We start from the raw sequence: 14,521 nt of genomic DNA on the forward strand, positions 1-14,521 counted from the left end.
GCAGTAGCCACTATATACCCCTATGAGGTATATAGCAACATCTCGGCGAACCTACTCCACCACCACCTGGGCGCTGCTGCCCTCGAGCGTCTTTGACACCTCGATCCTCCGGTCGATGCGCTTCTCCAGCTCCTCCACGTGGCTGATGATCCCCACCAGGCAGTCGCCCGAGGCGAGCTCCGCGAGCACCTGCATGACCAGCTCGAGCGACTCGGGGTCGAGCGACCCGAAGCCCTCGTCGATGAAGACGGTGTCAAGGTGCATGCCGCCGGCCTGCTGCTGGGCGTAGTCGGAGAGCCCGAGCGCCAGCGAGAGCGAGGCCTCGAAGGTCTCGCCGCCCGAGAGCGAGCTCACCGGGCGGCGCTTGCCCGTGGCGTAATCGATCACGTCGAGCGAGAGCCCGCCCTTGCCGCGGCTCTCGCCCTCGGTGTTGCGCACGAGCTCGAAGTGGCCGTCCGACATGACCGTGAGCCTGCGGTTGGCGCAGATGATCACCTGGTCGAAGTAGAACCCGAGGACGTAGCGCTCGAAGGAGATGTGGTTGGTGCCGCTGCCGCGCCCGCGGGCGACGTCGGCGATCACCTGCGCCGACCTGGCGCGCGCCTCGAGCGCGGGCAGGCCCTCCGCGAGCGAGGAGAGCTCGGCGAGGAGCCCCTCGTTCTTCTCGCGGCGCGCGTATGCGGCCCTCAGGGCCTGCTCGAGGTGGCGCTGGCGCGCCTCGGCCTTGATCGTGGCCTCCTTGAGCACCGAGAGCCGCTCCTTCACGGTCGCCTCGCTGGCCCCGAGCTCCTCGAGGCGCTTGGCGCGGGCGTCGAGAAGGACCTCGGCGGCCGCGACGTCCTGCTCGGCGGCGTTGTGCGCGCCGCGCGCCGCCTCGAGGGCGCCCTCGACGGCGGCGACCTCCTTGCGCACGGACTCGAGCTGCTCTGTCGCCTCCTCGCGCGAGGGGTACTCGAGGCTTCCGCCGAGCTCGTCGAGGGCCGCCTCGGCGCGGGCCTCGGCCCCAGCCTCGGCGGTGGCGGCCGTGGAGGCGTCGGCGAGGTCGCTGCGCGCTTCGAGGAGGTCCGCCTCGTCGGCCTTGAGCGACTCCTGGTAGCCCCTCACGCGCTCGAGCCTGTCGGCGAGGTCGGACTCGCGCACGCCGAGCGTGCGCGTGCGGTGCGCGACCTCCCCCCGCTCGGCCGCGAGCGCGGCGCGCAGGGGCTCGGCGACCCCGGCCTGCGAGCCGGCCTCGTCCGTCTTCGCGGCGGCCCCCTCGGCCGCAGCGACGGCCTCCGGTCCCAGCAGGCCCGTGGCGCACGCGCGCAGCGCCCTCGTGCGCTCCCGCACGCTCGCCCTCAGGCTGAGGTACTCGTTCTGGCGGCGCTCGAGCTCCTCGCGAGCCCGGCGCTGGGCGGCGCGCGTGGCCTCGAGGGCGCCGGCGTCCGGCGCGCTCTGCGCCGGACGTGCGGGGCGCGGATGCGCGAGCGAGCCGCACACGGGACAGGGCTCGCCCTCCCTGAGCTGGGAGGCGACGAAGGCCGCGTCGTTGGCGACGAGGTCGGAGAAGGCCTGGTCCGCCGCCGCGGTCGCGCGCGCCTCCGCCTCCCGCGCGCCGTCCACCCTCTCCGCCGCCGGTGCGAGGCCTGCCTCGGCCTCCGCGAGCGCCGCGGCGTCCGCCAGGGCTGCGTCGAGGCGCCCCTCGAGCTGGGTGGACGCGGCGAGTTCCGAGGTCGTCCGCGCGAGCTCCGCCTCCACCCCCTCGTCCGCCGCGATCCGGGCGCGCGCGTCCTTGACACGCTCCTCGAGCCCCCCGACGCGAGCCCCGAGCTCCTCCGCGCGCGCCTGCGCGGCGCGCCTGCGCTCGCGCGCCTGCGCGACGGCGGCGCGCCTGCGCTCGAGCTCGTCGTAGCGCGGCAGCGCCCGCGCGAGCTCCCCCTCGCGGGCGACGAGGTCGTGGTGGCGCCCGTCGTGCTCCCGAGCGGCCTTCGCGAGCGCCTCGGCGGCACGCGACTCCGCCTGGCGGGCGGCGTCCAGCCTCGCGCGGGCGGCGCGCAGCTCGCGCACCGCGCCCACGGCCTCCTGCGCCTCGCGCTCGCGGTCGTGGGCCGCCTGGGCCTCCCGCTTGGCCTCCCCCATGGCGGCCGTGACGTCGAGCTCGTCCCCGCGCTCGGCCTCGACCAGCGCGCCGAGCGCCTCCACGCAGGCGTCGGCGTCGAGCTCGGGCCGCTCCCCCACGAGGACCCTCAGGCCCCGGTCGTGGTCGAGCTCGGCGTCCTGCACGTCCACGCGGGCGACGGCGGCCGAGAAGTCCGCGCGCGCCCGCGCGAGCGCCTCGGCGGAGGAGCGCGCGCCCGCCGCGAGCTCGGACTCGAGCCGGTCGAGCTCCTCGGTGCCGAAGATCTTGCGCAGGACCCCCTCGCGCGCGTCCGGGTCCGCGTTGAGCAGCTCGCGGAACGCCCCCTGGGCGATCATCGTGACCTGCCGGAACTGGTTGTAGTCGAGGCCGAGGAGCCCCGTGACCTCGCGATCGACCGCCTTGGTCCCGCTGGCCAGCACCTCCTCCCCCGAGGTAAGCGTGGCCACCGCGGCCCTGCTCACCAAGGCGGAGGCCCCCTGAGTGCGCCGGCGCCTCTCGAGCATCTGCTGCGGCGCCCTGGTCACGCTGTAGGTGCGCCCCGCGTGCTCGAAGTCGAGGGTCACGCTCGTGGGCGCGTCCGCCGGCGAGAAGTCGCTCCTGAGCGTCGTCACGTCGCGGCCGCCCGACGCCCGCCCGAACAGGGCGTAGGCGATCGCGTCGAAGACCATCGTCTTGCCCGCCCCGGTGTCCCCGTATATCAGGAACAGACCCCGGTCGCCGAAGCGCGAGAAGTCGAGCTCCTGCCTCTTGGCGTAGGGCCCGAAGGCCTCCATGGTCAGCCTCAGCGGTCTCATGCGCGCTCTTCTCCCCCCATGACACGGTCGAAGGCCTCCCGCACGAGGGCGGCCTCCTCCTCGCTCGGCTGCCTTCCCGCCTGCTCCGAGAAGAACTGCGAGAAGAGCTCCTGCATGCTGCGGCCCGTGACCTCGGCGTCCGGGGTCGTGGCCCCCGCCGCCCGGGTGATGGAGTTGTCGAAGGTCACCTGCTCGAGGTTGGGCCAGACGTGGCGCAGGCGCGCCACCACGTCGAGCGCCGAGTCGTCGGTGACGATGGCGCGGACGTAGTCGAGCCGCTCCGCCTCCGGCTCCGCCTGGGCCCGCGCGACCAGCTCGTCGAGCGAGCCGCGCTCCGCCCTGAAGTCGTGGAGCGGGCGGACCGGCCGGAGCCTCACGCCGACGCCGGGCGCGGAGGCCGTGGGCGCGGGCTGCAAGGCGGGCGTGGGGGCGAAGTGCTTGCCGCGCGGCGCCGCCTGGGCCACAGGCGCGCCCACGTCGACGACGGCGAACGACTTCTGCTGCACGATCTCCGAGCTCGAGAGCTTGAGCGGGCTGCCCGCGTAGCGGCAAGTGTCGCGCCCCACCCGCTGCGGGCGGTGCACGTGCCCGAGGGCGACGTAGTCGAAGCCGTCGAAGGCGGAGAAGTCCACGTTGTCGAGGGTGCCGAGCGAGAGCCGCTCTGAGTCGCTGCGCTCGGGCGAGGCTCCGCCGCAGGTCACGAACTGGTGCGCCACGCACACGTTGGGCCCGCGCGAGAACTCCGGCAGGCCGCGGACGTGGTCGAGCACGAACCTGAGCGCGGTGTCGTAGCCCACTACCCCCGAGGCGTCGAGGCCCAGGCGCTGGGCCCAGGCGCGCACGTCCGCCGGCCTCACGAAGGGGACGAGCCAGAAGGTGGCGCCGTCCACCTCCACGTGGACCACCTCGCCGGTGAGCTCGCCCGCGATGTAGACGCGCTTGTCGGCAGCGAACGTCGCGCCGTAGGCGAGGCGCGCCCCGGAGTCGTGGTTGCCGCTCACCACCAGCGTGTGGACGCCCCGACCCGCCATGAGCCGCAGGAAGGCGTCCCACTGGCGCAGGGCCGCCTCGCTCGGGTTGGGGCTGTCGAAGACGTCGCCGGCGACGACGAGGGCGCTCGCGTCCTCGCTCTCCACGACGCCCGCCAGCTCGTCGAGGACGTAGGCGAGGTCCTCCTCGAGGGGCATCTGCGCGAGCCTCCTGCCCAGGTGGAGGTCGGCGGTGTGTACGAAGCGCATGTCTGTCACCTCTCTCGCGGGCGCAGGCGCCGGCTCGGCCGGGGCGTGCCCAGAATCAGATGGTACTCCCCGAGGGCGTGGGGCACCCCGCCGAAGACGCGAAGGAGGGCCCCGGCCGGGACCCTCCTCGAAGCCCTTCTCCCACCCGCGCGGGGCGGGCCCACGCGCGGGGGGCACCCCCGCGCCGGCGGCTCTAGCGGCTCTGGCTGCCGCCGTAGTAGCGGCGGTAGTAATCGTAGAGGTCGTACGGGATGCTCTCCGAGCCGTTCCCGCCCGATACCGACGACGAGCCGGAGCCCGTGGTCGCGCCCTCGTCCGAGCCGAGCGTGACCTGGGCGGTCTTGGTCTCGTTGCCCCTGACATAGGTGACCGTCACGGTGTCGCCCACCGAGTGCGACCTCACCGCGAGGATCAGCCCGTCGGCGGAGGCGACGTCGGTGTCGTCCACCTTGGTGATGATGTCGCCCACCTGGATGCCCGCAGAGGCGGCGGACCCGCCGTCGGTGACGGCGGCGACGTAGGCGCCCTCGTTGGCGCCGAGGTTGTTGGCCTGGGCGTTGGTGGCGTTCACGGTCTGCACGGAGACGCCCATATAGGCGTGGGTGACCGGCTCGCCCGCGATGATCTTCTCCGCGATGTCCACGGCGTAGTTGCCCGGGATCGCGAGGCCGATGCCCGAGAAGGACTGGGTCTCGGAGGCGAGCAGGGTGTTGATGCCGACGAGCTGGCCCTGGGCGTTGACGAGGGCGCCGCCGGAGTTGCCCTGGTTGATTGCGGCGTCGGTCTGGATCAGGTTGGTGTAGATGGTGTTGCCGCTCGCGGACTGCGTGAGCGTGGAGCGGTAGAGCGCCGAGACGATGCCCGTGGAGACGGACTGCTCGAGCCCGAGCGGGCTGCCGATCGTCATGACCCACTCGCCCACCACGAGCGAGGAGGAGTCGCCGACCTCGATCGGGGTGAGGGTGGTGCCGTCGTCGACCTCGGCGTGGACCACCGCGATGTCGCTCGAGGCGTCGGAGCCCACGAGCGTGCCCGTGTAGCTCTTGCCGTCGATCGTGACCGAGATGCTCTGGGCGCCGTCGACCACGTGGTAGTTGGTGATGATGTTGCCGTCGTTGTCCAGGATGACGCCGGAGCCGAGGCCCGTGCCCTCGCTGGACGTGACAGTGATGGTGACGACGGAGGGCAGGCACTTGGAGGCGACGGCCTCGGCGGTCGTGGCGTTCTCGTCGTTGGTGTTGATCGTGATCGTGCCGTTGTTGGACGAGCCCGTGGTCGACGTGGTCGCAGACTTCTGCGCACCGCCGATCACGCCCGTGCCGAGAAGGGCACAGACCAGCGCCGCCGACACGACGCCGCCGGCGACGGCGCCGCCCACGACGCCCCTGGCGCCCGCCTTGCCGTGCCCGCCGTCCCCCTTGCCGGAGCCGGCACCGGCGGTGCCGCCGGGGGTGGGACCTTGGGAGGTGGGTCCCTGCTGGGCCTGGGCGTACGAGATCCTCTCGGTGCCCTGAGGCTGGTTCGGCTGGTCGGAGCCTCCCGAGGCACCGTAGGAGCCCGGCGCGGGAGGTGTCTGGTTGTAATCGCTTGCCATGGTATCGCCCCTTGCTGTCTAGGACAATGTGACGGGCGCCGGTCTGGCGTCTCGCCTCTTGACAAGGTGAACTCTACCCCGCCGGTACGCGCCGCATTCTACGACTGCCCAGGTCCACACCACTCGGACAAGCCTCTTGGCTACCTGAAGACCCGCTGCCGGCAAGCTGAAAGCGCGGGGCGCCTGCCAGACGCCCCCGACGGCGGAGCCTCGCCTAGAGCTTGAAGAGGTAGCCCACGCCACGGACCGTGACGATGTGGGCGGCCACCTGCGGCCCCACCTTGGAGCGCACGCGACGGATGTGGACGTCCACCGTGCGCGTGCCGCCGCAGTACTCGAAGCCCCACACGCGGTGCAGCAGCGTCTCGCGCGAGTAGGCGCGCGAGGGGTGGGTGGCAAGGAAGGAGAGCAGCGAGTACTCCATCAGCGTGAGGTCCACGGGCGCGCCGTCGATGTAGACCTGGTAGGTGGCGAGGTTGATCGTCATGTTGTCCACGGTCACGATGTCCGCCGGGGCGCTCTCCTCGCCGGGCCAGAGCAACAGCGAGCAGCGCGCCTCGAACTCTGCCTCCCCCGCCGTCGCGAGGATGAAGTCGTTGTGGCCCTGGACGGGCATGCGCAGGCTCTGGAGCTTGTCCTCGTCCTGGATCACGAGGACCGGGATGTAGCTGTTGTTGGCGACGTAGGAGTCGACCGCGTTCAGGGTCTCCTCGTCCATGCCGGCGGAGTCAAGGATGACGAGGTCGAAGTCATGCCCGCTCACGATCGCCTGCGAGAACGTGTCAGGCGTCGCGAGCGCGATCGAGACGTCCAGGGCGTGCGACAGCTCGCGCATGCGCTCGTGGTGGCGGGACGTCCGCGACATGAGGAGGATATTCTTGTGGTGCATCCTCAGACCCCAATCCAACTGCCGACTGCGTCAGATACCTGTTCGCCATAGTATCACAGCCGTTCGCACGCCGGCTTTATCCATCCGATATTGTTCACAATGTGTCTCATTCCCTCCCATGGCACCCGAACGGGAGGCGCCCCCGGCACGCTGCGTGCCAGGGGCGCCGTCGCGCTCGCAGCTCGTCTCCCCCCTTCGTGCGCCCCGGCCGAGAAGGGCCGGGGCCAGGGAGGCGGCGCTAGTCGATGCTTCCCAGGAACTCGGCCGTGCGGGCGTTCTCCGGGTGGTCGAAGACCTTCTCGGGCAGGCCCTGCTCCACCACCACGCCGCCCTCCATGAAGACCACGCGGTCCGCGACCTCGCGCGCGAAGCCCATCTCGTGGGTGACGACGATCATGGTCATGCCGCCGTTCTCCGCGAGGTCGCGCATGACGTCGAGGACGCCGCGGACGAGCTCGGGGTCGAGCGCGGAGGTCGGCTCGTCGAAGAGCAGCACGTCGGGGTGCATGGCGACGGCGCGGGCGATGGCGACGCGCTGCTGCTGGCCGCCGGAGAGCTGCGCCGGCTTGAAGTCCGCCCTGTCGAGCAGGCCGACGGCCTCGAGCTGGCGCTCCGCCTCGCGCGCCGCCTCGGCCTTGTCCTTCTTGAGGACCTTGGTCTGGCCGATCATGACGTTCTGCTTGGCGGTGAGGTGCGGGAAGAGGTTGAAGCTCTGGAAGACCATGCCGAGGTTCTGGCGGAGCTTGTTGACGTCGGTCTTGGCCGAGCCCGTGATCTCCTTGTCCTCGATGAGGATGTGGCCGGCGGTCGGCTTCTCGAGCAGGTTGATGCAACGCAGCATCGTGGACTTGCCCGAGCCGGACGGCCCCAGCACCACGACGACCTCGCCGGGCCAGACGTCGAGGTTGACGTCGCGCAGGACCTGCGTGGAGCCGTCGAAGGTCTTGTTGAGGTGCTCGATGCGCACCACGGGGTGCTCGCCCTCCTCGAAGTGGTGGCGGGTGAGCGCGCGGTCGTGCTCGAACGCGAGCCTCGCGGCCTCGTCGGCCGGGAGGGCGGGCGGTACCTCGATGGAGGCCGCGGCCCCCAGCTTGTGCTTACTCGGCATCGGCCATACCTCCAAACGTGTTGTGGGCGCAGAACGGCGCCACGAGGGCGCGGAGCGCGCCGGGGAGCTCGTCCGCGTCGCTCGCCTCCGCGTGGCTCGAGCCCGCGACCTCGAGGCCCTCGTCGTCGCCCTCCTGCTCGGACGCGCGGCCGGCGGCCTGCGCCTTGGGCCTCGGGCCGCCTCCCCTCTCGGAGCGCGCGAGGTTCTTCTCCACGATGCCGACGACCTTGATCAGCGGCAGGGTGACGATCAGGTAGAAGATGGCGGCCGCCATGTAGGGCGTGATGTTGCCGGTCACGGTCGTGAGGTTCTTGGAGAACATCATGAGCTCCATGACGCCGACCGAGGAGAGCAGCGAGGTGTCCTTGTAGGAGGTGATGAAGTCGCTCGTGACCGTGGGGATGACGCGGCGCACCGTCTGCGGCAGGATCACGGAGACCATCGTCTGCATGTGGTTCATGCCGAGGGAGGCCGCCGCCTCGTACTGGCCGCGCGGGATGGACTCGATGCCGGCGCGGAAGATCTCCGCGAGGTAGGCCGAGGAGTTGATCGCCATCACGATGACGCCGAGGACGTTGTTGTTGATGTTGATGCCGACCATCGGCAGGCCGAAGAACATGATGTAGATCTGCAGGAAGAGCGGCGTGCCCCTCAGGATGTTGATGTAGACGATCGCGATGGCGCGCAAAAGGCGGTGGCGCGAGATCTTCATGAACGCCGCGACGAGGCCGAGCAGGATGGCGAACGGGTAGGCCACGAGCACGATGACGAGGCACAGGACCCAGCCGGGCGCCAGCGAGGCGAACGAGGTCAGCAGCAGCTGGGGCCTGAAGAACATCCCCAGGAAGGGGTTGGCGTTCCAGGCCGCGACCCAGGCCTGCCCGTCGAGCCAGTCCACGGCCTGCTGCAGCGGCGTGTTGGCGATGACGCTGATGGCGGGCGAGTCCTGGAGCTGCTGGGTGCCCTGGTCGTTGACGTAGGAGCCCGAGACCACGTAGTCCCCGCCCTCGGAGGGGAAGGTCATGCCCTCGACCTCGAGCCTGAGCAGCGAGTCGGCGGGGATCGGCAAGGCGAAGTCCACCGTGAGGGAGTTGCCCGAGGCGCTGACCGTGCTGTCCTGGTTGATGCGGTTGAGGCCGTCCAGGACGGTCACCCTCGTCGTAGAGTCCGCGAAGGAGGCGTCATCGGGCAGCGTCAGCGTGATGCTCGAGAGCTCCTCGCCGTCCGCGACCGTGCCCTCCCACGTGAGGCGCGTGGCGATGCCGCCGATGACGCCGTCGCCGCCGTCCTCGTTGGGCCTGGCCGTCGCCTTGTTCGTCGTGAGCGCGAAGGCCTCGTCCGGGAGCGCTGCCGCGCCGGCGAGCGCGATCGCGAGGGCGAGCACGAGCGCGCCTACGAGCCCGCGCAGCCGGCCATGCCCCCTCTTCGTCTTGTCATGCATGGGGTGTCCCCGCCTTTCCTGCAATCCATAAGGGCAGGCAGACCCTCGAGGGTCCGCCTGCCCAGCACCGGCGCCCCGCGCCGGCCGTGACAGCTCGCTAGATGTTGGAGCCGAACCACTTGGTCTTGAGCTCGTCCAGGGTGCCGTCGCCCTGGATCTCCGTGAGCGCCTTGTTGAGCGCCTTCGTGAGGCCGGGGTTGTCCTTGGAGACGGCGATGCCGTACTGCTCGCCCGTGGGGATCTGCTTGGCCACCGTCAGGTCCGTGTAGGAGTTGAGGGTGAGGTTGCTCACCACGGGCAGATCGGCGACGCAGCCGTCGTAGAGGCCGGTGGAGACGCCGGTCATGGCCTGGATGGCGTCGTCGAGGGGGACGAGCTCGGCGTTGGGGAGGTTCTCCTTCGCCCAGCTCTCGCCGGTGGTGCCGGACTGGGCGGCCACCTTCCTGCCCGCCTGGTTGAGGTAGGCCTCGGCGTCGTCGGTGAGCTCCTTCTTCACGACCAGGCCCTGGTTGGAGTCAAGGTAGGAGTCGGTGAAGTCGACCTGCTTCAGGCGCTCGTCGGTGATGGTGAAGGCGGACAGGCCCACGTCGGCCTTGCCGCCCTGCTGGATCAGCGGGATGATCGCGTCGAACTTGATCGGGTCGATCCAGCCGGACTCGAGGCCCATCTTCTCGGCGAGGGCGGCCAGCAGGTCGATCTCGAAGCCCTCGGGCTGGCCCGTGCTCTCGTTCATCTGCGAGAGGGGCGGGTACTGCAGGTCGGAGGCGCCGAGGATCTTGCCGCTCTGGACGAGCGTGTAGCTGTCGTCGGAGGCCTTGGTGGCGGCGGAGCCGCCGTTGGAGCCGTTGGAGGAGCAGGCGCCGAGGGTGCCCGCAACGAGCGCGCCGACCGACGCGGATACGAACTGCTTCCTGGTGAACATGTGCACTCTCCTTGCTATCTCTCGGACGCCTTGGTGCGCCCGCAGCTGGTGGGTTGGGGCGGCGCGGCGCTAGAGGGCCTCGCCGAACCACTTCTCCTCGAGGCTGGCGATGGTGCCGTCGTCCTTGAGGTCCGCGAGGGCGGAGTTGATGTCGGCGGTGAGCTTCTTGTTGTCCTTGGAGACGACGATGCCGTACTGCTCGCCCGTGGGGATCTGCAGGGCCACCTTGCAGTCCGTGTAGGACTTGTTGCAAAGGTAGGTGACGACCGGCAGGTCGGCGACGCAGGCGGCGTACAGGCCGGTCTGCACGCCAGTCATCGCCTGGATCGCGTCGTCGAGGGGCACGCACTCGGCGTTGGGGAGGTTCTCCCTGATCCACGTCTCGCCGGTGGTGCCAGACTGGCAGGCCACCTTGGTACCCGAGGCGTTCAGGGCCTCCTGGGTGTCGGCCGCGGCGTCTGCCTTGGTCACGAGGCCCTGGTTGGAGTCCAGGTAGGAGTCGGTGAAGTCGATCTGCTGCTTGCGCTCGTCGGTGATGGTGAAGGCCGAGACGCCCACGTCAGCCTTGCCGCCCTGCTTGATGAGGGGGACGATGGTGTCGAACTTCGTTGCGGGCAGCCACTCCATCGTGAGGCCGAGCTTGCCGGCGACGGCGTCCATGAGGTCGATCTCGAAGCCCTCGGGCTTGGTGGAGCCCTCAGGGATGGACTCGAGCGGCGGGTATGCCATGTCGGAGACGCCGGTGAGCGTTCCCTCCTTGACCAGGACGTAGCCCTGGGAGTCGGTTGCGGCCGAGCTCGGTGCGGACGCGCCTGACGCGGCGTCCTTGGAGCCCTGGGAGCCGCAGGCTGCGAGCGTCCCCGTGAGAAGCGCGCCAAAGGACGCACTGACGAACTGCTTCCTGGTGATCATGTTCCTACTCCTTCATCTCAGGGAAGGCGGTGCCTCGGCACCTCGACCTGTCGGGCGTGCCAGCTCGGGGCCCGAGGGCCCGCCGCCTGGGCCCGGGGCGCGTCGCGCGCCTCGCTGCCTGACGGCCTGGCGATTGCATAAACAATTTTCAGCCAGCCACGCCCGAATTTGTGCGGGAAGTCCTAACTTTAACACTCCCGCTATAAAACGCCCCCGATAATCCCTGGGATGAATAAGCGGCCGGCACCTGAAGCCAGGTGCCGGCCGCATCGCAGTTCGCGAGGCGCCTGGAACTGCCGTCGACGTCCTAGAAGCCCGCGTAGTAGTGGGCCTTCTCCCAGTCGGTCACCGTGGTGCAGTAGTCCTCCCACTCCTTGCGCTTGTTCGTCACGAGGTAGTCGAAGATCTGGTCGCCGAGGACCTCGCGCATGAGGTCGGAGGCGACGAAGGCGTCGATCGCCTCGCCGAGGCTGCGCGGGAGGCGGCGGAAGCCGGCCGCGGCCATGCGCTCCTCGCTGAGGTCGTCGCCGGACAGCGACAGCTCGTCGGTGAGGGGCAGCTCGTCCTCGACGCCGCGCAGGCCCGCCGCGAGCGTGGCAGCGCAGGCCAGATAGGGGTTGGCCGTGGGGTCGGGGTTGCGGACCTCGATGCGCGCGGCCATCTTCTTGCCCGGCTTGTAGGTCGGGATGCGCACGAGCGCAGCGCGGTTGCGGCGCCCCCAGGTGGCGAAGATGGGGACCTCGCCGTTGGCCTGCAGGCGCTTGTAAGAGTTGACCGTGGGGTTGGTGATGAGCATGAACTCGGGCGCGTACTTGAGGATGCCGGCCGTGAAGTGACGCGCGAGGTCGGAAAGGTGGTCCTCGCCCTCGCCGCCCTCCCTCCAGAAGAGGTTCTCACCGTCGTGGTTGAGCAGCGACTCGTAGAGGAACATGGCCGAGCCCGAGTGGCCGGTTAGCGGCTTGGGCATGAAGGAGGCGAACATGTTCTGCTCGTTGGCCTCCTGCTTGATGACCAGCCGTGCCGTCATGATGTTGTCCGCGCAGTTGACGGCCTCGCTGTAGCGCAGCTCGATGCCGTTCTGCGAGGGGGCGTTGGCGTGGTAGGAGTACTGCACGGGGATGGACATGCGCTCGAGGGTGAGGGTCGTCGAGCGGCGCAGGTCGCGCGCGGAGTCGTACGGAGTGAGGTCGAAGTAGCTGGCGCTGTCCACGGTGACGGGCTCGGGGCCCTCGTCGGCGAAGTAGAAGTACTCGATCTTGGGGCCGACGTTGAAGACGTAGCCCTCGTTGTCCGCCTTCTGGAAGACGCGCTTGAGGCAGCCGCGGACGTCGCCCTCGAAGGGCTCGCCCTGCGGCGTGCGGATGTCGCAGAAGATGCGCGCGACGCCGCCCTCGGTCGGCCGCCAGGGCAGAATCTGGAAGGTCTGCGCGTCGGGGAAGGCGAGCATGTCCGACTCCTCGGCCGGGGCGAAGCCGTCCACCGCCGAGCCGTCGAACCCGATGCCCTCCTCGAAGGCCTCCGGAAGCTCCTCCGGGGAAATCGAGAAGGACTTGAGGTTTCCAAGGATGTCCGAGAACCACAGCCGCACGAAGCGGATGTCGCGCTTCTCGACTGTGCGCAACACGAAGTCAACGTTTCGGTCGTTGCTCATGCTATGCCCTCCTCAAGGAGACGAGTACGTGGTCTGAGCTGGGACAAGACCCCGCCCCTGACAACATATCTGGCAGATTAGCATCCCACATGGATGTTACTGGCACGTTTCAGGGCACGCGGGGCAGGCGAGTGGGCCGGGAGGCGGGCCTGTGCCCGTGGCAGGATAGCACGCACCGACGGCAGCGAACGGCGCGCACCCGGAGGGCGGGCGGGCAGCGGACCCGCTACGCGCGCCCCCCTCGTCCCCGCTCCGCCTCGCCGAGCGCAGCGTCCGCGCGCCTCAGCATGTCCTCCGTGGCGACGCAGCGCCCCTGCGCACGGGCGCTGGCACTGCAGGATCCCGCGCTCGCGCAGTCCGCGCAGCCGTCCTTGTGGCGTACGAAGCTCCGCACGCACAGGGCGAGCACCGCAGCCACCGCGACGACTATGACGACGTCGATACCACTCATGTCCGACCCTCCTCTCCGGGCGCCCTCGAGCGGCGCCACCGACGGCGCACTCAAGGCGTCCGTCATAAGTTAACCACTACAAACTATACCCGAAAGGGTCATACTACATGCGTAAAGGCAGTAGACTGCCGAGCATGTGCAGGAAACGTCTCGTTAGGGAAAGGACTCCTATGGCAAGCGAAGATCAGCTCATGCACCTCGTGCTCATCCGCCACGGCGAGAGCGAGTGGAACAAGGCCAACCTCTTCACCGGCTGGACCGACGTCGAGCTCTCCGAGAACGGCGTCAAGGAGGCCCAGGCGGGCGGCAGGGCCCTCAAGGAGGCCGGCTACGACTTCGACGTCTGCTACACCTCCTACCTCAAGCGCGCCATCCACACCCTGAACAACGTGCTCGACGAGATGGACCGCGCCTGGCTGCCCGTCGTCAAGACCTGGAAGCTCAACGAGCGCCACTACGGCGCACTCCAGGGCTGGAACAAGGCCGACACCGCGGCCAAGTACGGCGAGGAGCAGGTCAAGATCTGGCGTCGCTCCTACGACGTGCCGCCCCTGGCCCTCGAGCCCGGCGACGAGCGCGACCCCCACACCCAGGAGATGTTCCGCGACGTCGCGATGAAGGACGTCCTCCCCTACACCGAGTGCCTGAAGGACACCATCGCCCGCGCCTGGCCGTACTTCCAGGACGAGATCGCCCCTGAGCTCAAGGCCGGCAAGCGCGTCCTCATCGCCGCCCACGGCAACAGCCTGCGCGCCCTCGTCATGAAGTTCGACAAGCTCACCCCGGACGAGATCCTGAACGTCAACATCCCGACGGCCATCCCCCTGTCCTACACCTTCGACCAGGACTGGAACGTCGTCGACAAGCACTACGTCGGCGACCCCGACATGATCGCCGCCAAGATCCAGGCCGTCGCCAACCAGGGCAAGGCCAAGAAGTAGGGGCATGCGCCCGAGAAGGACGTCCGCGCGAATGCGCACCCAGGGAGCGGCCCCGCAAGCGGGGTCGCTCCCCTCTTCTAACGCGAGTCTGCACAAGAATGCGCCGCCGGCAGTGTCAGGGGGAGGCCGGCGGCGCTGGGGCCCTCTGTGGCGTGGGAGAGGAGTCACGCCTTTCGGGCAGGTGATAACTCGTTGCGGGAACTTGTTGCCCTCAACTAACTTTATAGTACACCTTGGCTAACTTCTATGCAAGCACAATTCTGGGTGGATCTGCAAAAGGGCGCCTCCGAGGAGGCGCCCCCTATCGAGAGCCGGTCGCTGCCACAGAACTCCCCCGTGGTTCCGTCAAGTATCTTTCGCAAATGTCTTCTGACCCCCCTATGTCGGCAGGACTTGCTTGCGGCTTCCTAGTCCGTGCTAACGCTCCTCTCGTCCCAGTGGTCCAGCAACGACATGTCGAG

The 14,521-nt window shown here is 69.4% G+C and carries 11 protein-coding genes; 1 reads left to right on the plus strand and 10 read right to left on the minus strand.

The genetic code is table 11. From position 1 onward, the window contains the following. Positions 1–51: 51 nt before the first annotated feature. From VXJ25_RS06620 to VXJ25_RS06665, 10 genes are all read right to left on the minus strand, one after another. The gene (locus VXJ25_RS06620; protein WP_330958419.1) at positions 52–2,913 is read right to left on the minus strand and encodes an SMC family ATPase; all 2,862 of its coding nucleotides are present in this window, start codon (positions 2,911–2,913) and stop codon (positions 52–54) included. Continuing rightward, positions 2,910–4,151 (minus strand): exonuclease SbcCD subunit D, encoded by a 1,242-nt coding sequence (locus tag VXJ25_RS06625; protein ID WP_330958420.1) that lies wholly within the window; start codon positions 4,149–4,151, stop codon positions 2,910–2,912. Before VXJ25_RS06625 ends, VXJ25_RS06620 begins: the two co-directional genes overlap by 4 nt. A gap of 193 nt (positions 4,152–4,344) precedes the next feature. Beyond that, positions 4,345–5,745, minus strand: coding sequence for a S1C family serine protease (locus VXJ25_RS06630; RefSeq protein ID WP_330958421.1), 1,401 nt, complete (start codon positions 5,743–5,745; stop codon positions 4,345–4,347). A 214-nt stretch (positions 5,746–5,959) separates the two neighbouring features. Beyond that, complete coding sequence (locus VXJ25_RS06635; protein ID WP_330958422.1) at positions 5,960–6,634, minus strand: winged helix-turn-helix transcriptional regulator; 675 nt, start codon at positions 6,632–6,634, stop codon at positions 5,960–5,962. Between the two features lie 238 nt (positions 6,635–6,872). Further along, positions 6,873–7,742, minus strand: coding sequence for an amino acid ABC transporter ATP-binding protein (locus tag VXJ25_RS06640; protein ID WP_330958423.1), 870 nt, complete (start codon positions 7,740–7,742; stop codon positions 6,873–6,875). Continuing rightward, the gene (locus VXJ25_RS06645; RefSeq protein WP_330958424.1) at positions 7,732–9,183 is read right to left on the minus strand and encodes an ABC transporter permease subunit; all 1,452 of its coding nucleotides are present in this window, start codon (positions 9,181–9,183) and stop codon (positions 7,732–7,734) included. Before VXJ25_RS06645 ends, VXJ25_RS06640 begins: the two co-directional genes overlap by 11 nt. A 97-nt stretch (positions 9,184–9,280) precedes the next feature. After that, a complete protein-coding gene (locus VXJ25_RS06650) occupies positions 9,281–10,105 on the minus strand; it encodes an ABC transporter substrate-binding protein (RefSeq protein WP_330958425.1) in 825 nt (274 codons plus the stop codon). 69 nt (positions 10,106–10,174) lie between these two features. Then, positions 10,175–11,017: an ABC transporter substrate-binding protein gene (locus VXJ25_RS06655; RefSeq protein WP_330958426.1), complete on the minus strand. Its 843-nt coding sequence runs from the start codon at positions 11,015–11,017 to the stop codon at positions 10,175–10,177. A gap of 307 nt (positions 11,018–11,324) precedes the next feature. Beyond that, complete coding sequence (locus tag VXJ25_RS06660) at positions 11,325–12,668, minus strand: glutamine synthetase family protein (RefSeq protein WP_330958427.1); 1,344 nt, start codon at positions 12,666–12,668, stop codon at positions 11,325–11,327. A 226-nt stretch (positions 12,669–12,894) separates the two neighbouring features. Beyond that, a complete protein-coding gene (locus VXJ25_RS06665) occupies positions 12,895–13,119 on the minus strand; it encodes a FeoB-associated Cys-rich membrane protein (protein ID WP_330958428.1) in 225 nt (74 codons plus the stop codon). A 170-nt stretch (positions 13,120–13,289) separates the two neighbouring features. Between VXJ25_RS06665 and gpmA the strand changes: the two genes are divergently transcribed. Further along, complete coding sequence (gpmA, locus tag VXJ25_RS06670; protein ID WP_330958429.1) at positions 13,290–14,060, plus strand: 2,3-diphosphoglycerate-dependent phosphoglycerate mutase; 771 nt, start codon at positions 13,290–13,292, stop codon at positions 14,058–14,060. The last annotated feature ends 461 nt before the right edge of the window (positions 14,061–14,521 follow it).

Source organism: Olsenella absiana (assembly GCF_036408855.1).
In the GTDB taxonomy this organism is placed as follows: Bacteria; Actinomycetota; Coriobacteriia; order Coriobacteriales; family Atopobiaceae; genus Olsenella_K; species Olsenella_K absiana.

Excerpts from the sequence above, each read along its gene's own strand:
- gpmA (WP_330958429.1), top strand. The coding sequence starts at position 13,290 with ATGGCAAGCGAAGATCAGCTCATGCACCTCGTGCTCATCCGCCACGGC.
- VXJ25_RS06645 (WP_330958424.1), bottom strand. The coding sequence starts at position 9,183 with ATGCATGACAAGACGAAGAGGGGGCATGGCCGGCTGCGCGGGCTCGTA.
- VXJ25_RS06630 (WP_330958421.1), bottom strand. The coding sequence starts at position 5,745 with ATGGCAAGCGATTACAACCAGACACCTCCCGCGCCGGGCTCCTACGGT.
- VXJ25_RS06660 (WP_330958427.1), bottom strand. The coding sequence starts at position 12,668 with ATGAGCAACGACCGAAACGTTGACTTCGTGTTGCGCACAGTCGAGAAG.
- VXJ25_RS06665 (WP_330958428.1), bottom strand. The coding sequence starts at position 13,119 with ATGAGTGGTATCGACGTCGTCATAGTCGTCGCGGTGGCTGCGGTGCTC.
- VXJ25_RS06625 (WP_330958420.1), bottom strand. The coding sequence starts at position 4,151 with ATGCGCTTCGTACACACCGCCGACCTCCACCTGGGCAGGAGGCTCGCG.
- VXJ25_RS06650 (WP_330958425.1), bottom strand. The coding sequence starts at position 10,105 with ATGTTCACCAGGAAGCAGTTCGTATCCGCGTCGGTCGGCGCGCTCGTT.
- VXJ25_RS06635 (WP_330958422.1), bottom strand. The coding sequence starts at position 6,634 with ATGCACCACAAGAATATCCTCCTCATGTCGCGGACGTCCCGCCACCAC.
- VXJ25_RS06655 (WP_330958426.1), bottom strand. The coding sequence starts at position 11,017 with ATGATCACCAGGAAGCAGTTCGTCAGTGCGTCCTTTGGCGCGCTTCTC.
- VXJ25_RS06640 (WP_330958423.1), bottom strand. The coding sequence starts at position 7,742 with ATGCCGAGTAAGCACAAGCTGGGGGCCGCGGCCTCCATCGAGGTACCG.
- VXJ25_RS06620 (WP_330958419.1), bottom strand. The coding sequence starts at position 2,913 with ATGAGACCGCTGAGGCTGACCATGGAGGCCTTCGGGCCCTACGCCAAG.